This window comes from Aquabacter sediminis, from assembly GCF_028863665.1.
Taxonomy (GTDB): Bacteria; Pseudomonadota; Alphaproteobacteria; order Rhizobiales; family Xanthobacteraceae; genus L1I39.
In genome coordinates this window covers 1-20750 of record NZ_JARBFX010000023.1, presented here as the reverse complement: position 1 = coordinate 20750, position 20750 = coordinate 1, and the positions used below count along the sequence as shown (strand labels likewise).

Annotated in this window: 17 protein-coding genes, 1 tRNA gene and 1 pseudogene; 17 read left to right on the top strand and 2 right to left on the bottom strand. The window is 63.9% G+C overall.

The genetic code is table 11. The features are described 5' to 3' along the window. Positions 1–108 precede the first annotated feature (108 nt). Together tnpC and PV781_RS23775 are read right to left on the bottom strand one after the other, a co-directional pair. Positions 109–804: pseudogene (gene tnpC / locus PV781_RS23780) on the bottom strand (IS66 family transposase); the annotation flags it as partial. A 245-nt stretch (positions 805–1049) separates the two neighbouring features. After that, on the bottom strand, positions 1050–1838 hold the full coding sequence (locus PV781_RS23775; RefSeq protein WP_274778102.1) for a DUF4189 domain-containing protein: 789 nt from the start codon (positions 1836–1838) through the stop codon (positions 1050–1052). Positions 1839–2661: 823 nt separating this feature from the next. Here PV781_RS23775 and PV781_RS23770 point away from each other — a divergent pair. The 17 genes from PV781_RS23770 to PV781_RS23690 all read left to right on the top strand — a co-directional run. Continuing rightward, a complete protein-coding gene (locus PV781_RS23770) occupies positions 2662–3117 on the top strand; it encodes a hypothetical protein (protein WP_274778101.1) in 456 nt (151 codons plus the stop codon). Between the two features lie 338 nt (positions 3118–3455). Then, positions 3456–3761: a hypothetical protein gene (locus tag PV781_RS23765; protein ID WP_274778100.1), complete on the top strand. Its 306-nt coding sequence runs from the start codon at positions 3456–3458 to the stop codon at positions 3759–3761. 7 nt (positions 3762–3768) lie between these two features. After that, positions 3769–3844 (top strand) — tRNA-Val (locus tag PV781_RS23760). Between the two features lie 370 nt (positions 3845–4214). Further along, positions 4215–6053, top strand: a complete 1839-nt coding sequence (locus PV781_RS23755; RefSeq protein WP_274778099.1) for a glycosyltransferase family 2 protein — start codon at positions 4215–4217, stop codon at positions 6051–6053. After that, positions 6050–7120 carry a glycosyltransferase family 4 protein gene (locus PV781_RS23750; RefSeq protein WP_274778098.1) on the top strand — a complete coding sequence of 357 codons (1071 nt, stop codon included), beginning with the start codon at positions 6050–6052 and terminating at the stop codon, positions 7118–7120. The genes PV781_RS23755 and PV781_RS23750 overlap by 4 nt, the downstream gene beginning before the upstream one ends. Before the next feature lie 64 nt (positions 7121–7184). After that, positions 7185–7850, top strand: coding sequence for a class I SAM-dependent methyltransferase (locus PV781_RS23745; protein ID WP_274778097.1), 666 nt, complete (start codon positions 7185–7187; stop codon positions 7848–7850). A 915-nt stretch (positions 7851–8765) separates the two neighbouring features. Then, complete coding sequence (locus PV781_RS23740; protein ID WP_274778096.1) at positions 8766–10850, top strand: tetratricopeptide repeat protein; 2085 nt, start codon at positions 8766–8768, stop codon at positions 10848–10850. Between the two features lie 301 nt (positions 10851–11151). Continuing rightward, a complete protein-coding gene (locus tag PV781_RS23735) occupies positions 11152–11967 on the top strand; it encodes a hypothetical protein (RefSeq protein WP_489667334.1) in 816 nt (271 codons plus the stop codon). Between the two features lie 208 nt (positions 11968–12175). After that, on the top strand, positions 12176–12475 hold the full coding sequence (locus PV781_RS23730; protein ID WP_274778094.1) for a YtcA family lipoprotein: 300 nt from the start codon (positions 12176–12178) through the stop codon (positions 12473–12475). 3 nt (positions 12476–12478) lie between these two features. Continuing rightward, positions 12479–13528 carry a multidrug transporter subunit MdtN gene (gene mdtN, locus PV781_RS23725; protein WP_274778093.1) on the top strand — a complete coding sequence of 350 codons (1050 nt, stop codon included), beginning with the start codon at positions 12479–12481 and terminating at the stop codon, positions 13526–13528. After that, positions 13512–15389 carry an FUSC family protein gene (locus PV781_RS23720; protein WP_274778092.1) on the top strand — a complete coding sequence of 626 codons (1878 nt, stop codon included), beginning with the start codon at positions 13512–13514 and terminating at the stop codon, positions 15387–15389. The genes mdtN and PV781_RS23720 overlap by 17 nt, the downstream gene beginning before the upstream one ends. Positions 15390–15394: 5 nt before the next feature. Further along, entirely contained in the window at positions 15395–16966 is a 1572-nt protein-coding gene (locus PV781_RS23715) for a TolC family protein (RefSeq protein ID WP_274778091.1), read from the top strand. Between the two features lie 89 nt (positions 16967–17055). Then, positions 17056–17373 (top strand): FtsB family cell division protein, encoded by a 318-nt coding sequence (locus PV781_RS23710; protein WP_274778090.1) that lies wholly within the window; start codon positions 17056–17058, stop codon positions 17371–17373. A gap of 162 nt (positions 17374–17535) precedes the next feature. Continuing rightward, on the top strand, positions 17536–18561 hold the full coding sequence (gene pdhA / locus PV781_RS23705) for a pyruvate dehydrogenase (acetyl-transferring) E1 component subunit alpha (RefSeq protein WP_274778089.1): 1026 nt from the start codon (positions 17536–17538) through the stop codon (positions 18559–18561). Positions 18562–18591: 30 nt separating this feature from the next. Beyond that, positions 18592–18921 carry a hypothetical protein gene (locus tag PV781_RS23700; protein ID WP_274778088.1) on the top strand — a complete coding sequence of 110 codons (330 nt, stop codon included), beginning with the start codon at positions 18592–18594 and terminating at the stop codon, positions 18919–18921. Positions 18922–18926: 5 nt separating this feature from the next. Further along, a complete protein-coding gene (locus PV781_RS23695; protein ID WP_209099671.1) occupies positions 18927–20333 on the top strand; it encodes a pyruvate dehydrogenase complex E1 component subunit beta in 1407 nt (468 codons plus the stop codon). A 17-nt stretch (positions 20334–20350) separates the two neighbouring features. Further along, on the top strand, positions 20351–20750 hold a 400-nt coding region (locus tag PV781_RS23690; RefSeq protein WP_274778087.1), incomplete at its 3' end, for a biotin/lipoyl-containing protein.

The window sequence follows — 20750 nt, the reverse complement described above, 5'->3', positions numbered from 1 at the left end:
CGCACCATCAGCCGTTCCTCACGATAGAGCCGGAACAACCGCTTGTGGTTGACCCGGAAGCCCTCCCGCCTGAGCAGTATGCATCCGGCGAAGGCCGCGGTGAAACAGCTATGGCGTCTGGCAACCTCGTGCTTGCCAGCTCCATGGCAAGAGTTCGGCGAGCCGGCTCTGCGGCGTGCCCGCGATGCGGGCGAGGACATCGGCGAGCAGGCTTGCGGATCGACGGTGTTGAGCTTCGCCGTGGTGATCAGCGTCGCCATGGCGGCGGCGCGCTCGGCGCCGCGGTCGGAGCCGGCGAAGAGCCATGCCTTGCGTCCCAGGGCGAAGCCGCGCAACGCCGCGCTCCGCGGCATTGTTGGACAGGCAGGCACGGCCATCATCAAGGACGGTTGCAAAGCCGTCCCAGCGCCTGAGCATGTAGTCGATCGGCTTGGCAACCGACGCCGACCGGGAGAGCTTGAGGCGCTGCTCACTGAGCCAAGCGTGTAGGTCATCGACGAGCGGCCGGCTCTGCGCCTGCCGGGCGGCGCGGCGCTCCTCTGCGCTCAAGCCGTTGATCCCGCGTTCGATGTCGAAGAGAGCGTCGATGCGCTTCACCGCCTCCATGGCGATGGGCGACACCGGTGCGGCGCCGGGCCCGCGCCGCGCGCTCGCGGCGATGTCTGCGAGTTCGAAGAAGCCTCTCCTGGCATGGGACCAGCAAAGCGCCGACGTGACCGATCCGCCCGGACGCGCGGGATCATACAGGCCGTTGTACCCGCCATAGGCGTCGGCCTGGAGGATGCCCCGCCAGCCCGCGAGGTGCGCAACTGCCTGGACTATGCGGTTCTCAAATGCGCCGCGCTTTGGAAAGCGGCTTCAGTTCGGACCGTCTCAACCTTGAGTCGTTCAACCGATGGGATGGTAAAGGCCATGCCGTCTGCCTTATTGATGGCAAGTGGGGGATGGACTGGAACTCCATGCTAGTTCTTGCCGCCCGGGAAGCGTTGTAGGCACAAACAGACCTGGAGCCTGTGAAGGGCGTGTATGCTGAATGGCGCTACCGGCGGCTACTTGGGCGTAGTGAAGGAGCGGGTATCAAAGCGAAGCTCCATGTCCTTCCAAAGGTTGTAATTCGACCCGATAAACATCGGATAGGGCGCGCAGTTCTTGACTGCCGCCACGGTATTGAGCGCGAAGTTATAACCGCCGTCGGCTTTGCTAAACTCCGCAATTGTCGGCGTTGAAGACAGGCTGCCATCCTCTGCGAGCCGGATGTTTATGTAGGCGGTTAGACCCTTCTCGCCATCGTCTTTGCTCACGCTCCAGCACTTGCTGACGCGCTCGCGGAACGCTGTAATTTGAGAGATGGGCAGTGTCTCGGGTGCCCGCTTCGGCGTGCTAGTCGGAGGAGCAAGCGGCGGAGCCGGCGGTGGCACCGGCCTGACGAGGACAGGAGCAGGCTGGGCAGGTGGCGGCGACGAGGTCTGTCCATCACAGAACGACGTCTGGATGGTGCACTTGCGACCCGTGGCACTGCATTCGATCAGCGCGTCTTCCCGTGCTTTCGCCAGCGTCTCAGCGGAAATCCAAGTGGCGTTGCTGGTCTCACGCGAAATCGTCAGCGCCACGCACTGGCCTCTGCCGGACATGACGATCTTGCAGCCCTTCAAGCCACAGCCCTCCAGCGCCTGCTGCTTGGCCTGTTCAAGCGAGGGGGCGTTGTTGCTGCTCCCGAAGGCCCATCGGCCATTCGCTTTGCCAAAGGCGATGGCATAGTCGGCGGCAGCCGGGGTCAGGGTGGCCGCGTAGCCCGCCGCAAAAACAGCAATATACCAAGGCTTCAGAATGAGAGGCACGGCATGCCCTCGCGGACGCAGGTTTGTTGAAGGTTGGTCATTGAATCAGTGCGTCTGACTCATCGCAACCGATAGCTTCTCAAAAAAGCGCGCGAGGGTGGCGGCAGGCGTGTACTCGATGTCAGTGGGGAAATGAACACCTCTAGGTGGAAGCCGAGTCGGCAGGCGTTGAATCAGGGTTGCAGTGCGCCTGTTTTTTCGCCTTGGCGTGCGGTTAGGGGGGCATGGTTGTGAAATCGCATACCGTTGACGAAGTCTTCGGAGTATCACGCGACCTTCCCATGAATTACGTTACTCGATCAGATGTCGATGACAAGCTGATCGAAAATCTATCCCGCAGTTCGCATATTGTGATATACGGAAGCTAAAATCAACGCAAAACAAGCTTGAGGAAATATTGCCTAAAATACAAGGATCAAATCGTTTTTGTTTGGCAAAATAAATGAACTTTATCTGAAGCGCATGCCGTGATATTAAAAGAATGTGGGTATTCGGTCACGGAGTCCACATCAAAAACTGTGAGTGGCGCTCATAAAATAATGGCAACATTTCCGGGGAAGGATGGGGTTCCCATTTTTACTGAAGTGAAGGGTAGTGGCGGTACGAGTATAATAGGACTTCGACCGAGAATGAGGTTAAGCAGTCCCTTGATTTAGACCCAGGCGATGTGAATGACATTATACGAGCTATCCAGCTTATAGAATTTGAAAAGTATATCGTCCTAGAGGGTTTTCACTATCTTCCTGATGAAACTCAGAAGTAATTTTCGTTTTCGCTAAAGGCATTTCATGAAAAGTCAAAAATCACATTCATTGTCGTTGGTGTGTGGCGCGAGGAAAGCCGTCTAATTTCCTATAACGGTGACCTTACAGACCGTTTATATTCTGTTAATATGGATGATTGGGGTGAGGCTGCTTTAAAAGAGGTTATTCAGGTTGGTGAAAATCTACTAAATATCCAGTTTGATCCAAAAGTTACTGATGAATTGGTGAAGGGTTGTTTCGATAGCGTACATATCGTTCAGGAGGTCTGTTGTCGCTGTCTGAGAAATGCAAGGGTCTACCACAACCAGGAGAGCCTGACTGAAGTGGCTCCTGATGAGAGTGCGGAGGAACTGATCCGGGCGGTGGTGAATGATCAGAGCGGGCGATATAGCGGCTTCCTGATGAATTTCGCAGACGGATTTCAGCAGACAGAGTTGGAGATGCCAAAATGGATTATTTATGCTCTTTTGTCAGCTACAAGTGAGCAAATAACCAAAGGATTTGCGCCTCCTTGAGGTGTCTCAGCTAATTAAGTCAGCCCATCCCAAAGGAAATGATCTGAATGATGGAAACATTACGCAAGCACTTATATCGGCATCACGCCTTCAAGTAAAAAAGAAGATAAGGCCAATTATTATAGATTACGACACGACAAACAGAAATTTGGAGGTTGTCGATAAGGGGTTCCGTATCTGGTGGGTTGCGCAGGACCGTAAGGAACTTTTGGCTGAAATCGGAATTGAAGTTCGGCCTGCTTCTTAGAGTCACATCTATTGTCTTGCCATATTGAGTGGGTCGGCATTTATTTGTGAAGAAAGACAGCGGGAAAGCACCGGGGCGGCGTCCTGACAGGATGTCGGTAGGCACGCCGTTTAACTCGGACAATCAGGAAATCCGAAGGGCAAGCCTGCTCGCGGCCTTCATCTGCAGACGCGTGTTCGCCGTTCACACTGTGGCGCTGGATGCGCTTAGCAGCGTGCCGCCGTGGGAGGTCGCTGCATTTTTGGGGCACCGCATGCCGGGCCTGAGTGTCACGGAGGTTTACGCCCACGCCGACCCGGCCTATATGGCTGCAAGCCGTGAGGCATTGCAAAAATTGGTTCGCGCCATTCTCGCGCCAGTGAGAATAAGACGGGAACAGGAAAAGCAAGCTGCTTGAAGGCGTTGGGCGGTTAGCTCAGTTGGTAGAGCATCTCGTTTACACCGAGAGGGTCGGCGGTTCGAGCCCGTCACCGCCCACCATCGACAGATCCGATTCACAAGAGAGACCTTTTGCCGCCACTCCATCAATGTGCGCGCGGAGACGGATCAGATTGTCCGCACCGGGCGCCTTCAGGGTGGGGAAGCGACACCATCCACTTTTCCTGCCGCGTCACCCTTTTCTAATGAGCATTTGGATATGGTCCGCGCCGGAAAGTCCTGCCCCCGGCGGATCGGAGGCTGGAACAGACCGCTGCCCTCACACATCCTGAGTTCGCTGATGCGAGCATTAAGGATGGAATGTTGCTCATCGTCGCGATCTTGAGATCTCTCATTGCGCGGCCGTGCTGCGCTGCGGTAAACTTATTGTGCGGGATAAGCTTACAATAATACCGGAATAAGGTCGCTGCTCGTGGATGGCTATTTCTTTGATGCCGTGCAAAGCCGTTTGTTTGGGAGCCTCACTCCTGCCGACGGGGCGGGGCAGGCCTGGGTGACAATCGAGTGCGCGGGAAAGCTTTTTGCCACCCTGCAAGCGCAGGAGGACCCTCATCCGGACCTTCCGCAAGGGGAGGGGATTTTGGGATTCTCCTGCCTGATCCCTCCCTTGATTCGCGGATCTGCAGGCTGCTCGATCGCCGTTTGGGACCTGGGAACGGGAGAGCGTGTTGCCGGCCCGCAGGATCTGCCGCCGGCGCCTGAAGCGATGATGGACGGCGCGGATGCCGCCAATCCGGGCGCGGAGCCGCGTTCCTGGCCGCAGGGGCTGGCGGGGGTTGTGAAAGCGGGGCTCCACGAACTCGCCGAAAATCTCTGGTGCCACATTGATGCCACGGCCGGCGGCGCCCAGTTTGACCGAATTGACGGGGCGAAGTTCGCCGATGCGCCCAGCTGGGCGCTGCGCGTGCGCACCGCTCAGTCCGCGCCGCTCGTCTTCTATTTGAAAGTCCCGAAGGTTCTGTCCGACGCGCGGGCAGATCTGCGGCTTTACGCCCGCCTGCCCAAGGCCGAGACCGACGCCGCCCATGTGCAAGGGGATTTCATCCTGACCCGCTGGACCGGAACCGAGTTCCAGCGCGTGCGCATGCTCAAGCGGGCCCGCGTGTTCCGGCCGTTCGGCGCGGTGGATTTTGCGCTGCGCAATGCCGATGGCAGCTTCGAGTTCGAGCCGGGCGAGGATGTCTATCTCACGGTCGCCTGCACGGGAGCTGGGCTCGTCCTATGCACACCTGTTGCGGCGCCGTCCCCGTTCGGGGGGGAAACCTTCGAGGACAATCGTCTCAACGGTGCCCTCTCCGCGTGCCGTGTGCTCGGCGAGGTGCATGAGCGCGGCCTGGACGAGAAGGTCATGCCGGGGGTGGCAGGTCCTTCTCCCGCAGCGCCAAAAAGCGGTCAAAATATACCCTTCACCCAGATCATTATACCGGTTTATAACGGGGCCGACGTGGTAGTGGACTGCGTCGAAGCGGTGAGGGACCGTACCGACACACCGTTTCAAATTCTTCTGATGGACGATGGCAGCCGTGGATATACAGCAGAACTTCTGCGGCAACTCGCAGCGTCAGATCCCCGGATTGTCCTTTATCGCCGCGATATCAACCGCGGCTACACCAAGTCCATCAACGAAGCCGTCAAGCTCACCAGCGCGGAATGGGTGGTGATCTTGAACTCGGATACGGTTGTCTCCCAGGGGTGGCTTCGCAAGTTGCATGCTGCAGTGCACAAGGTTCCCAACACCGGAATGGTGGGCGCCTTGTCCAATGCCGCCACCTGGCAGTCCATTCCCCACGCGAAGAAGCCGGATGGCTCTTGGTCCAACAACGACTTCATTGAAAGCCGGCACGTGCCCCAGATCCAGGCGATCGTGGAGGCGAACACGGAGCGGGCCTATCCCACCGCGCCGGTGCTCAATGGCTTCTGCACGCTGATCGCGCGCGCCGTGTTCGAGCAATGCGATATCTATGACGAAGATGCCTTCCCCATGGGCTATGGCGAGGAGACGGACCTGTGCCTGCGCGCCCGCCGCGCCGGCTTCAAGCTGGTCATCGCCGACGACTGCTTCGTTTATCACGAGAAGAGCGTGAGCTTCGGCTCCGCCACCCGGTCCAAGCTCACGCGCGCCGGTGGCTTCGAGCTGCGCAACAAGCATTTGGGCGTGACCATTCCCGCCCTTGAGCAACAGATGCAGCGCGAGCCGGCCATGACGCGCCTGCGCGCCAAACTGTCCCAGATCGAGGGCATGCTGTCATGAGCGGCCCCCGGATCATCTTCATCCTGCCCGTGCGCGGCGGCAGCGGCGGTGCCCATTCGGTGATGCAGGAAGTCACGGCCTTGCGGGACCTCTCCGTGGATGCGTGCATCGCGGTGAACGAGCGCAATGTGGCGTCGTTCCGCTCGGTTTATGAGCGGTTCGACTGGATCGAACAGGGCGTCCTGTCCTTCGTCGGTCCCAAGGATCTGTCCAAGATCACGGCCGGCGCGGACCTCGTCATCGCGACCACCAACACGTCTGCGCACACCATCGCGGAATCGTTGGAGGGCGTGCGCTCCCCGTCCTTCCGGGTGGGCTATTATGTGCAGGACTACGAACCGCTCTTTTATGACGCGGCGAGCATTGAGCACACCATTGCGGTGGGCAGCTTCGCGGTGCTCAAGAACTGCACCTATTTCGCAAAGACACGCTGGCTGTGCGACATCGTTCAGATGGCCCATGCCCACGACGTTGCGCAGGTGGTGCCCTCCATCGACCACACCATCTACAAGCCAGGCGCGCGGGCGAGCGGCGGCCGCCGCCGGCTGTGCGCCATGGTGCGCCCGGAGACCCCGCGGCGCGCCCCGCGCCGCACGCTTGATGTCCTGACCCGGGCCGCTGCCGGCGAGTTCGGTCCCATGGACGTGCTGACTTTCGGCGTCGACGCGGAAGAGCTGGCCCATGCGGGCTACGCGCTGCCGGATGGCGTTGAACTCATCGGCAAGCTGAAGCAGCCCCAGGTGGCCGAGCTGCTGCAGTCATGCGACTTCTTTCTCGATCTATCGGACTACCAGGCGTTCGGGCGCACCGCTGCGGAAGCCATGGCATGCGGCTGCATTTCGCTCGCGCCCATTCTGGGCGGGGCGCCAGAATTCATAGAAGACGGCGTGTCCTCGTTCCTCGCGGATACGACCAGTCCAGATTCCGTTACGTCCGCCCTGCAGCGGATGGTGTCCATGTCGGACGCCGAGCTGCGGAGCGTACGGTTCGCAGGATTGGAGGCAGTTTCCGGATTCACTCCGGTGCGGGCGGCTGTCTCCGAACTCAGGGCCTGGGGCTTCGGTTGAACGTCCTTGGTCCGCAACAGGAGGGTCGTCCGCAGAACAGCATATCCGGAAGGGGATTTAGGGTATGAAATACGAGAACCTTGCTTTCATTGATTTTGGGGCGGGCGCAGGAAAGTCTTTTTCCTTCGCCTCGGCGTTCGCGCCTGGCAATGGTCTTGCCATCGACGTGCAGGAAGCAGCTGTCGCCGCATGCCGGGAAAAGGACATTCCGGCGGAGGTGGGCGATCTCCTCACGTTCGAAGGACGTAGCGTAAGCCAGGCGACGTTTGCAATCAACGTGCTTCAGGAACTGCCGGGTCGCGCGGCGTTCCGTCAGGCCATGATCAACCTGCTGCGGGCGGCGAGCTCGTTTTCGGTGATCCAGCACAACTACTTCGATGCAGACGCCGATCTTGCTCGTAACGGCTTGTTCCTGAAAGGGAATTGGGACAAGAAAACGCTGTTTAAGCCCACCGTGGCCGACTATGTGGACTTTCTCAACACCTACAAAGCTGCGCTGAACATTTCGGGCATGGCCATTTTCGCGGCTGGCGCTGTGGCGCCGGAGGCCTATGAAATTGGCAGTGGCCCGGGTGGGGCGGAAGGAATGAAGCCACTGCCCCGAACCCTGCGCGTCCTTTTCGGCCGTAAGAATGTGAACCGCTTCCGCCCGGCTGTTGTGCGCACGCAATATGGCAACCGCATTTTCATGTGGGAAGACATGTCGCAGGACGTCGACGGCGAGGCCTGAGGCAACGCCCGCTCCCATGACCGCGCCGCTCCAACGACGTGGTCATGGGCGGGGTCGCGTTTCCATCCGTCCGCTCACGGCTGCTCGGGCGGAGGACATACCGATACGGATACGGTCTATGCCCGCACAGATTCGCGGAAGGGGAAAGCGATCTGTCGGCAACCGCAACTCAATCTCAAGTTGAGTCGGGCTGTCAAGGGTCGGCCACCGTCACGTTTTCCCCACCTCGGGCGTGGGCCTCTGGCGTGCTTTCTCTTCCAAGAGAAAGGGGCCCCCTCTCGCCGTGAGTACATGAGGTTCACCTTAAGTCTCGGGGGTCCCTTTGGAATGCGCAGTTCCTTCTGAGTAACGTCGCAGGTGACTTGGATCGCTGGCGGACTTGTGTGAGTGTGCACCAGGGCCATCGCAAGGGTGGCGATGGGCAGGCACAGAAAGCGTCGGGCTTGCATCTGGGCGCGCAGGAGCGACCAGCGGTCCGGGCGAAGGGGAGATATGCGCGGGCCGATCGAGATCGTCTTCTCCGACACGCAGCGTGCGCCAGAGGCCCAGAATGAGCGTCCTCGCTCCGCGCCCATTGCGCGTTCACCCGCGCCGCCGCCCCAGCCGCCCGGACCTGTGGTGCCCGACACGGCCGCCCCGGCTTCGCCTGCGCCGGTCGCCCGGCAGGCCCGGACCATCTCTTTCAGCCGCTCTGCGCCGCCTTCGGCAGCGCCGCACGTGAGCCCTGCCACTGAAACGCGGGCAGCGACCGCGCCCGAAGGCGCGCCCGCAGTGCAGGCGGAAGTGCCTGTAGTTCCCCTGGTTGAGGATGAGCCCGCGATCCCGCGTCCTTTCGAGGGGCGTCGGGTTTTTCGCGCCGGCGGGATGCCGGCGCGCAGCGCCAGCACCGCCCCCCCGAGGGAGGGGGAGGATGTTGTGCCCCTCGCCGAGGGGCCGGACGCGGCGCCGGCGCCCGTCCATGTGGAGGCAACGGCCGCTCCGGCTGCTCCCGCGCGCCAGCTGAATGGCTGGCTGGAGGGATTTTCCAACGGCATGTGCCGAGGCTGGGTGTTTGACACTCAAGATCCCGAAGGCCGGGTCGAGGTGGAGGCGGTGTGGGACGGCAAGGTGGTGGCGACTGTCACGGCCGATGAATACCGTACCAGCCTGGTGCGCGCCGGCATCGGGGATGGGGCCCACGGATTTGTCCTGCCGGTGCCTGCCACCTTGCCGGAGCCATCGACGCCGGGGCAGGTCCTCATCATCCGGACCGCGCCTGACCACGTCACCATCGGCACCGTCCGCCTGCCGCGGCGGGAGAGTCTGGATTCCCTTGTAGAATTGGCGCGGACGCGCGAGCGGGAGGGCGATCTTGCCGGCGCGCTCGCCTATATTGACGATGTGCTGGCGGTCGATCCCGGCATGGTCAAGGCGCTGTGGATCGGGGCGCGCCTTGCCTACAATCTGAAAGACCAGGAAAAGGCCCGCATTCTCGCTGAGCGCGCCGCCTATCTGGATCCGAGCAATCCCCGCCCTGCTGTGATCCTCGCCCGCATCGCGGACAATGAGGGTCGGGGAGAGGATGCGCTGCGCCTCTGGCAGACCATTCCTGAAGGCGATACGGCCTATCGGGAAAGCCTCATCAAATCGTCCCGGCATCTCCTGGGGTTTGGGCGCCATCTTGAAGCCCTCCAGCCGGCGCTTAAGGCGCTTCGACTCGATCCCGAGGAGAAGACGGTGCTGAAGGTCGCCGCCGAGTGCTATACGGCGCTCGGTGCATCGAGCCTGGCCCTGGACATGTGGCGTCGCTTCCTGGGGGTGGCGCCCGGCGACAAGACTGGCACCGCGCGCGTCAAGGCACTGGAAGGTTCCGTCGGCGCGACTGGCCCGGCCCCGGATGATCCCGACTTCCTCGTCAATTCCTCGCTTCGCAATTGGACTGGCGCGAGCCGGGGCGAGACGCAGATGCGCATCGCGCTTGCAGATGGAGCGCTTATCGCGCCGCTGACGCCGGGGGAAACGCTGTCCTATCAGGCGTGTGCGCCCCAGGAAGTGCGGTTCGATCGGCTTCCCCATTATGGGCTGCGCCTGGAAACCGAGGGGGGCGGGAGTGTTTTGGCCTTCCGTCTGGCGGGTGAGGCCGGGGAGCGGCTGGGGAGGGGATGGCGCGTTTCGTTCGAAGTGCGCAGTACGGTGGCCTCGGCCCCCTATTTGCCGCTGAACTGGATGCTGGTGGGCGACCTCGACGATCCCGACGCCTATCGGCGTTTCGTTTGGTCAGGACATGCAACACCGCGGGCGCGCCTGCTGCCGTTCGACCTCACGCTCTCTGCGGAGGAGGCCGAGATGGCCGCGGTTGGCGCGCTGCATCTTGTGCTCACGGTGGAAGGTGCTGGAGGTGTTCTGGTCCATGCTCCGCGAAAGGTCCAACGACTGTTTGTGCCATCCGAGGTCGAGGCAGGCGGCGAGGATCTTGTTGCGTTGCGTAATCTCGCCCGTATCGGGGGGCGCTCGCCCGCCAACCGGCCGGCGGAACCCGCCCAAGAGGTGCCGCCGACGCGGCTTGCCTATCCCTTCTTCGACATCGTTCTGTGGGCGGCGCGGGGGGAAGGTCTGAGCGTGACCGCCGCAGGCGCTGTCCTGCAGACGGTCGCTCCGTTCGCTGGCTACCTGTTGGGCATCACGACAGAGCGGAACGAGACGGACAGTCCGTTGGCGCGACTTGCGCGGGATACCCGCTTCCCGGCGGATAAAACATGGGACCCCCACGGCTCCTCAGCGGAGTGGATCGTATTCCTGCGGGCGGATGCTGAAATCGCCGGAGAGCATTGGCTGACGGAACTCTACGATTTTGCTGTAACGACGAGATCAAGCGTGGTGGTGTACCGTTCGGGCGTGACGGATTGCATCCTCGTGCTGAAAGACGACTTGTTGCGCTGGTGGGATGAGCGCGAGGTCGTCATGCCCGGCGAGCCGGGCAATGAACGCATCCATGCCTTTGCCCAGCAGATGTGTCACTAGCGCGAGGGCCTCAGGTGCCGTTCCGCCAGGCGGCCCCCGTGGCGTGGGATTCCCGCCTATTCAGATCGAGACAGGGCGATCTGATATTCAGATTGATACAACCGAGCCGATGGACCGGCTCGTCTTACCGAGGGAAACGAGGACAGTGCAAGGTGAGGTTAGCGGTAGCGGGGTCGCCTGGGGTTACCTTCCTACCGCCCTATAATGCTATGCGAGATCACGGAAAAGTGGTCATTTCCAAGCCCTGGATGTTCGGTTACCATCGAAAGATTATGAGACGTCCGGGCAGGGAGATCGCATCGTGGCGCCCAGGGTGACCGTATTTGGAAGTTGTCGTGTCTACACACCCTGCGACCTGCTGCAGAAGAAGGGTGTCTTGAAGCTGAATCAGAAGAATATTTTCGGCTACACCCATTATGCAAAAGAGATCTACCAGCAGTTTGAGTTCGTGAGTGGCGCGCGTCCTGTCCCGGCACGCCTGCGCCCGTTCTTGAATATTCCCTCTTATTGGGAGGCGCCTCCCGCGGCGGACCTATCATCTTTCCATACGCTCTTTAGCGAGACTGACATCTTCGTCGTAGAGGTGTCATCGATCCGCGAAGTGGTTTTCAAGTCCGTTTTCCTGCAGATCAACCGTGTTCAAGAACTTCTCGCGCCCGATGAGGCTGTCCTCACCAAATGGTGGAAGCCCATTCTGCGGACGGGCGTCAATGACGTGAACGCCTATCCGCTGGACCGCGCGACCCCGGTGGATGCGGAGGTGGTAAAGTCGCTGGTCATTCGTGAGCAGACCACGGATCAATTGGAGGCGGATATCCGCCGGATCATGAACTTCGTGGAAAAGCCCATCATCTTCGTGTCTCACTTCGACACCGACTATGATCGGACCTCCATTCCCCAGCGGCGGATGATCATCGACACCCTCTCCCGCGTATGCCGCCGTCCGGGCGTACATGTTTTCGACCCGACCACGGAAGTGCTGGACGCGGGCCTGGATGTGGCGATCACCGATCTCGGTCATTACAAGCCCTCATTCGAGCCGCATATCGCCGAATGCCTGGGCCGCGTGATCGAGAAGGTGCCCCTCCATGACGAACCTGTGGCCATGCGAGCCTGAGCGGCGGGGGGCCGTTTAGGTCCGGCGCATGTCCATGGCGAGACGTTGAAGGGTGCCTCGGGGCACCCTTTTTCGTTTCAGCGCCATCATCCTCAAGGCTTCCACAGGCACCGTCCGCGACAGCTGTCGTGCCCTGCGCTAAGGTTCCTTGCGTCACCCAGCAGAGCGATTCCCAATCAAAGGGGCGGGCGGCGGTGGGGGAAGGGGAATGCAGCGGAGACTGGAGGGCAAAACGGCAGGTGGTGCGCGGCCTGTTGCGCTCCTCTTGGCGCTGGCGCCGCTTCTGTCCGGTTGCGAACGGCCGCTCAGCCCCTCCTTCCCGCTTTTCGGTGCCTATTTCCCGGCGTGGCTCGCGTGCGCGGCGTTTGGCATTGTTGCGGCTCTGCTGGTTCGCGTGGTTTTCATCCGGGTGGGCGTGGACGATCTCCTGCCTTGGCGGCTCCTGGTCTATACGTGCCTTGGCGCCGGTATCGCATTTGCGCTCGCGCTCTTGGTCTATGGGCGGTGAGCCATGGCCCACTCAGCCTATTCCCAGAAGAAGAGCCTTATCGGATCGACGCTGGCGGCCCTCATCATCGCGGCAGGTGTCGGCCTCGGCTGGCTCTATTTTCGCAAGGCGGACCTGAACCCGCTCTCGGAAGACGCGGTGCTGACCGCCAATGTGGTGCATGTAGCGGCGTCCGTGCCCGGTCGCATCGTTGCCATCGCGGTGTCAGAGAACGGGTCGGTGCGCAAGGGCGAGCTGGTCTTCGCGGTGGATGACGAGCCCTATCGGCTGGCTGCCCAGCAGGCGGCGGCAGATCTTGCCTTTGCCGAGGCGGCGCTGGAGACGCAGCGGCGCACCATTGCGGCGGAGACGTCCAATGCCCAGATCGCCGGCGAGCAGGTCACACGCGCCCGCACCAATCTGGCATTGTCCGAGCAGACCCTGGCGCGCCTGTCCGCCCTTCTGCCCAAGGGCTATGTGACCGCCCAGCAGGTGGACGATGCCCGCACGGCCCGCGACGACGCCCGCGTCAGCCTCGCCCAGGCGCTGAAGCAGGCGGAGGCGGCCGATGTACTGGTGAGCACGCTGGATGGCGCCAAGGCGCTGGTGGATGCGCGCCGCGCGGCCTTGGCGATCGCGGAGCGCAACCTCGCGAACACGCAGGTGCGCGCGCCCCATGACGGGCGCGTGGTGGGGCTCACGGTGGCCACGGGCGAGGTGGTGGCGCCGGGCCAGTCGTTGTTCACGCTGGTGGTGACGCAGGCCTGGTACGCCTCCGCCTCCTTCCTGGAGACCGAGCTGGACCGCATTGCGGTGGGCGACTGCGCCCGCGTCTTCGTGCTGGCGAACCGCTCCGTGCCCATTGAGGGCCGGGTGGAGGGTATTGGCTGGGGCGTGACCTCGGAGGACCTGCTCAACATTCCCCGGGCTCTGCCCTATCTGCCCAAGTCGCTGAACTGGGTGCGGATTTCCCAGCGCTTTCCGGTTCGCATCCGCCTGGTCGACCCGCCGCCGGACCTCATGCGGGTGGGGGCTTCGGCGGTGGCGGTGGTGCGCCATGGCGACCGCTGCTGAACCGGCCGGCCGGGGCCTCATCCGGCAGGTGATGGCGGATCTGGCGCCCTTTCCCGGGCGCGGCGGGCTTGCCTGGCGGGCGGCGCTGCTGTGCGCCATCGTCTCGGCCGTGGCCATGGCCTATGAGATCCCGGAAGCGGCCATCTCCTGCTATCTGGTCATCTTCGTCATGAAGCCGGACGGCAGCGAGAGCCTGCTGACGGCGATCGGGCTCATGGTGCTGGTGACGGTGGTGGTGGCAGTCGTGGTGATGCTCGCGCGCGCGACGGCGGATGCCCCCATGCTGCGTCTCGCCGCCATGGCCTTCGTCTCCTTCTGCCTGCTGTTCCTCGGCGCGGCCAGCAAGCTTGGCGAGGTGGGCGGCGTGATCGCCCTGGTCATTGCCTTCGCCCTGACGCTGGTGGACCAGGTGCCTGTCGGCGACGCCATAACCATCGGCTTGCGCTATGCCTGGGACATGGCGGTCATGCCCATGGCGCTCATGGTGGTGTTTTGTCTGATCGCCGGCCGCTTCCCCGTCGCCCTGCTGCGCGAGACGCTGCGGGAGCGCCTCGTTATCGCGGCTGACGCGCTGGAAGGGGCGGACGAGGCGTCGGCAGGGAAGCTGCGCGATCTCCTTCGGGAGGGCAATGGGGAGGCGCAGCAGCGGGTGGGGCGGGTGCGCCTGCTGCATCTGGTCTCGTCCGACGCCGCGCGCCAGATCGCGCGGGACGTGGACGCCTCCTATTTGCTTCTTCTGGCCACCGCCGGCGCGGGCAGCCTGCCCGGGGCGGCCCGCGCGGCCCTGGCCGCGCAGGTGCGCGACGCCGTGGTCGCCCTCGACCGGGGCGAGGCTCCGCCTGTGCCGACTCGCGCCGCGGCGGATCCGGCGCCGGTGGAGCGCGACATACGCCTGGCGCTGGCCGTGATGGCGGGAGCCGAGGCGCCCTTGCCTCAGGCGGCCGGGCCGAAAGAGGGCTTCCTGGCCGCCGACGCCTGGACCAATCCGGCCTATCAGCGCTTTGCCCTGAAGACGACGCTGGCGGCGATGATCTGCTACATCCTCTATGCGGGCATGGACTGGCAGGGCATCCACACGGCCATGATCACCTGCTACGTGGCGGCGCTCGGCACCACCGGCGAGACCGTCCACAAACTTGCCTTGCGCATCGGCGGGTGCCTCGTGGGCGCGGCCATGGGGGTGGCGGCGATCCTCTTCGTGGTGCCGCACCTTGAGGGCGTAGGCGGGCTCATGGCGCTGGTGTTCGCCGGGTCCCTCTTGGGGGCTTGGGTGTCGTCCGGCCCGGAGCGCATCGCCTATGCGGGGGTCCAGATCGCGCTGGCTTTCCTGCTGTGCGTCCTCCAGGGCTTCGGGCCGAGCCTTGATCTGGGCACGGCGCGCGACCGCATCATCGGCATTCTCCTCGGGAATCTGGTCATCTATCTCATCTTCACCCGCATCTGGCCGGCGCCCATCGAGCCGGTGGTGCGCGCGCGCCTTTCCGATGCGCTGGCCACCCTCGCGCGGATCGCGCGCGTGCCGCCGGCGCTGCGGCCCGGTGCGGTCGCGCAATCCGCCGTGGTGAGCGAGCGTCTGAGGCAGGCGGATGATGGCCTTGCGCTCCTGCCCTTTGAGCCGCCCGCCTTGCGGCCCGCCGGGGATGGCGAGGCACGGCTGCGGGAGGTGACGGAGGAACTGGGCGCACTCAATCGCGACATGCTGCTCAGCGATGTGGACCTTGTGCCGGTCGCAGGGGAACTCTCGGCACTGGCGGAGGCGGTGAGGGGGCCGGTCGCGCTGCCGCCATCTGCCGAGGCCCCCTTGGTCCCTCTGGCCCTCCGCGCCCGGCTCGCTCGCGTGCGGGCGGCGGTGGGAGGGTGAGCGCCATGGCGGCGGGTCGCAACGGCGCAAGGGCAGGGGGGATCGCGCTGGCGCTGGGCCTGCTTCTGGGCGGCTGCGCCACCAATGCCGTCAACATGGCCCCCGCAGCTCCCGACCAGCCTTGGGGTGGGCGCGCGGGTGAGCACGACCTCTACATGGCGCAGGCAGAGCCCCCAGCGCCGGCCGCCCCGATAGCGGTCGGGCAAAGGCGGTCGGCGGTGCCGGATTTCCGCGTCGCGCCCAACCCCGCCCTGGCCGACCTGCCGCCGCCGCCCGCACTGGATCCGCGCCACGCCTACAAGCTGCCGGAACTCATCGACATCGCCCAGCGCAACAATCCCGCCACCCGTTCCGCCTGGGAGCGGGCGCGGCAGGCGGCGCTTGCGGTGGGCATGGTGGAAGCCACCTATCTGCCCCTCATCACCGCCAATGTGGTGGGCGGCTATCAGTCCACCTCCAACGCCTTGCCGGTGCCAGTGGGGACCCAGCGTTATTTCGAGACCACGGCCGAGGGCGTCTCGCCCTCTATCGCGCTGCAATGGCTCATCTTCGATTTCGGCCAGCGCATGGCGGTGGCGGGCGCGGCCAAGCAGGGGAGCGTCGCCGCCAACGTGCTCTTCAACGGCGCGCACCAGAAGCTCATCTTCGATGTGACGCGCACCTATTATGTCTATGGCGCCTCGGTCGCTCGCACCCGCATCGCACGGGAAGCGCTGGCCAATGCGCAGGCCATTCGCGCGGCGGCAGAAGGGCGCCTTGCGGAAGGCCTCGCCACCACGGTTGAGGTAGCGCAGGCCCGCCAGCAGGTGGCGCAATCGGAATTGCGGCGGGTGCAGGCGGAAGGGCAGGAGCGGGACGCCTATCAGGGGCTGCTGAACGCCATGGGCGTGACCGCCACTTTGCAGATGAAGGTGGCCGATAGTGCAGGGCGTCGCCTGCCGGAGGTCGCCTCCGTGCCCACCGATGCCATGATCCGCCTCGCCCTCGCCCAGCGGCCCGATGTGATGGCAAGCTATGCGGCGGTCAAGGCGGGCCAGTCGGGCATTGATGCCGCCAAGGCGGAGTTGCTGCCAAAGGTGTTTGTGGCGGGGGCCGTCGCCACCGGCAACGGCTCCTTCAATGCGAACGGCCTGCCCACCATCGGCCAGCAGGCCACGGGCACGGGCGTTCTGGTGGGCGCCACCGTGCCGCTCTATGACGCTGGCCTTCGGGCTGCGCAGGTGAAGCAGGCGGAATCCCGCGCCGCGGCGGCGGAAGGCACCTTCCGCAAGGTGCAGAGCGATGCGGTGGCCGAGATCGTGGCCGCCGGCAATGCGCTGCGCACCGCGCTGGAATCCTACAAAGCGGCCACCGCGCTGGCCTCGGCAGCGGCCATCACCTACGACGCCGCCTTCGACGCCTACAAGACCGGGCTCGGCACCGTGACGGCGGCCACCGCTGCCGATACCGGCCTTCTCGATGCCCGGCAGGCGCAGGCGGAGACCCACGCGGCGGCCCTCATCGCCGCGGCGAACCTTGCTTTCGTGGTGGGCGCCATGACCTCCAGCCAGAACGTGCCCTATCTGCTGTCGCAATAGGTGTGCGCGGGCGGGAGACTCGGGGCGCGAGAATCGGGGGCACAGCAACCTTAACCGCCCGTCAACCGCGCCCTGCTAGACAGGGTGGCATGCAAGCTCGCTCCCGCCTCCGCGCCTTCCTGTCCATTCTCCTCCTCTACATCGTGTCGGGGAGCGCGATCGCCTACTTTGCCTATCACGCCTACAATGGCGACCATGGGCTGAATGCGAAGCGCAACTACGAGCAGGAGGCTGCCAAGCTCGAAGCCGAGCTGGCGACGCTGAAGGCGCAGCGTCGGGCCATCGAGCACAAGGTGTCCCTCCTCGATCCGCGCAATCTGGACCCTGATCTCCTCGACGAAGAGGGACGCCGGCAGCTGGATTTCGTCAATGCGAAGGATCTGGTTCTCTTAAAAAGGTGGAATTGAACTCATATTTAGTTCACATCATACGTGAACTTGATTGAGGTTCAATGTAATGGAATCAAGCGTTTGCAATGTGTTGCGGTGCAGCATGATGCATTTCGCGCTTTGCGGCCATTTCGAGGTGCGCTACAGACTCTGTGGTTGCAGAGACGCCTCGAGGAAAAGATGGCCGCGAGAAAAACCGCCGCTAAGCCCGCCGCACGGTCTGAGGCCGTATCGGGTGGCGTACCCGCCTTCACCAAGGAGCAGGAGCTCATCGCCTATCGCGAGATGCTGCTGATCCGCCGCTTCGAGGAAAAGGCCGGCCAGATGTATGGCATGGGCCTCATCGGCGGCTTCTGCCACCTTTATATCGGCCAGGAGGCCGTGGTGGTGGGCATGCAGATGGCCATGAAGAAGGGCGATCAGGTCATCACCGGCTATCGCGACCATGGCCACATGCTGGCCACGGGCATGGAATCCAAGGGCGTCATGGCCGAGTTGACCGGCCGGCGCGGCGGATATTCCAAGGGCAAGGGCGGCTCGATGCATATGTTCAGCATCGAGAAGCAGTTCTTCGGCGGCCACGGCATCGTGGGTGCGCAGGTGTCGCTCGGCACGGGCCTCGCCTTCGCCAACCACTATCGCGACAATGGCGCGGTCTCCGTCACCTATTTCGGTGACGGCGCGGCCAATCAGGGCCAGGTCTATGAGAGCTTCAACATGGCGGAGCTCTGGAAGCTGCCCGTCGTGTATGTGATCGAGAACAACAAGTACGCCATGGGCACCGCGGTCACCCGCGCCTCCGCCCAGACCGACTTCTCCAAGCGCGGTACCTCCTTCAACATCCCCGGCGAGCAGGTGGATGGCATGGATGTGCGCGCCGTAAAGGCCGCCGGCGAGCGCGCGCTGGCCTTCGCCCGCGAGGGCAACGGGCCCTATATCCTGGAAATGCAGACCTACCGCTATCGCGGGCACTCCATGTCGGACCCGGCCAAGTACCGGTCCAAGGAGGAGGTCCAGAAGATGCGCACCGAGCACGATCCCATCGAGCAGGTCCGCGCCCGTCTCCTGGAAGGGGGCCTGGCCACCGAGGAAGACCTCAAGAAGATCGACGCCGAGATCCGCGACATCGTGAACGAGGCGGCGGACTTCGCCAGCCACGATCCCGAGCCTGACGCGTCCGAGCTCTATACCGACATCCTGCGCTGACCCGCCGGGCTGACCGGACGGAACGACACCATGGCCGAGCTGAGCCTTCTCCTCATCCTGGTCTCCATCGTCGGCATCGCCGGCAGCTGGGGGCTGGCCGTCTATGAGGGGACGCTGGCGGAGGAAGCGGCGGGGCGGGTGAGCCTCGCCCGCCGCTTCGCCCTCATCGTCTGGCCGTTTGCCGCCAGCGGGCGCATCGACCCCAACAATGTGCACGGACGGCGGGCCAACAAGGCCCGCATCGTCCTCATCGCCTCCGTCATGGTCGCGGCCGCCGCGGCCTCCGTCTACACCAATCTCACCCATGTGCGTCCGGTGAAGGCCGCTTCCGCGGTTGCGCCCGCACCGAGCAAGAGCTGACAGCCATGCCCATCGACATTCTCATGCCGGCGCTCTCTCCCACCATGGAGAAGGGCAACCTGACGAAATGGGTCAAGAAGGAAGGCGACACCGTCAAGTCCGGTGACGTGATCGCCGAGATCGAGACCGACAAGGCCACCATGGAAGTGGAAGCGGTCGACGAGGGCATCCTCGGCAAGATCCTGGTGCCAGAGGGCACCCAGGACGTGGCCGTGAACACGCCCATCGCCGTCATCGTCGCCGAAGGCGAGGATGTGAACGCCGCCCCCGCACCGCAGCAGAAGGCCGCCGAGAGCGCGCCGCCCGCAGCGCCCCAGCCCTCGCCTGTGGCCGCCGCCGCCCCGGCCCAGCAGGCCGCCGTGCCTTCCGCCGTCGCCAATCCGCCGGTGGTCACCGCGCAGCCCGACCCGGAAGTCCCGGCGGGTACCGAATTCGTCACCATGACCGTGCGCGAGGCCTTGCGCGACGCCATGGCCGAGGAAATGCGCCGCGACGGCGACGTCTTCGTCATGGGCGAGGAAGTGGCCGAGTATCAGGGCGCCTACAAGATCACCCAAGGGTTGCTCCAGGAATTCGGCGCCAAGCGCGTGGTGGACACCCCCATCACCGAGCACGGCTTTGCCGGCATGGGTGTCGGCGCCGCCATGGCGGGGCTGAAGCCCATCGTGGAGTTCATGACCTTCAACTTCGCCATGCAGGCGATCGACCAGATCATCAACTCCGCCGCCAAGACGCTCTACATGTCCGGCGGCCAGGTGCAGTGCTCCATCGTGTTCCGCGGCCCGAATGGCGCCGCCGCCCGCGTCGCCGCCCAGCACAGCCAGGATTATTCCTCCTGGTACAGCCACATTCCCGGCCTCAAGGTGGTGGCGCCCTATACGGCGTCCGACGCCAAGGGCCTGCTGAAGGCGGCCATCCGCGATCCCAACCCCGTCATCTTCCTTGAGAACGAGATCCTCTACGGCCACTCCTTCGAGGTGCCGAAGCTGGATGATTTCGTCCTTCCCATCGGCAAGGCCCGCATTGCGCGCCCCGGCAAGGACGTGACCCTGGTGGCCTGGTCCATCGGCATGACCTATGCGCTGAAGGCGGCGGAAGAGCTGTCCAAGCAGGGCATCGAGGCGGAGGTCATCGACCTGCGCACCATTCGCCCCATGGACGTGCCCACCATCGTGGAAAGCGTGAAGAAGACCGGCCGCTGCGTGACGGTGGAAGAGGGCTGGCCGCAGTCCGGCGTCGGCTCCGAAATCGTCGCCCAGCTGATGGAGAAGGCGTTCGACTATCTGGACGCCCCGGTCCTGCGCGTCACCGGCAAGGACGTGCCCATGCCCTACGCCGCCAACCTTGAGAAGCTGGCCCTGCCGTCGGTCGCCGAGGTGATCGCGGCGGTGCACGCCGTCACCTATCGCTGAGCCCGGGGGAGCGGACCATGCCCATCGAGATCCTGATGCCGGCCCTGTCTCCCACCATGGAGAAGGGCAACCTCGCCAAGTGGCTGAAGAAGGAAGGCGATACGGTCAAGTCCGGCGATGTGATCGCCGAGATCGAGACCGACAAGGCCACCATGGAAGTGGAGGCTGTGGACGAAGGCGTCCTCGCCAAGATCCTGGTGCCCGAGGGCACGCAAGACGTGCCGGTGAACCAGCTCATCGCCGTGCTGGCGGGTGAGGGCGAGGATGTGGCGGCGGCTGCGGCCGGTGCCGGGTCCGGCGCCAAGCCTGCACCGGCTGCCGCCCCCGCTGCTGCCGCCCCCGCTGCTGCTGCCCCGGCTCCCGCTGCTGCTCCGGCGCCTGCCGCTGCTCCCGCTGCGGCCCCAGCCCCGGCGGCTG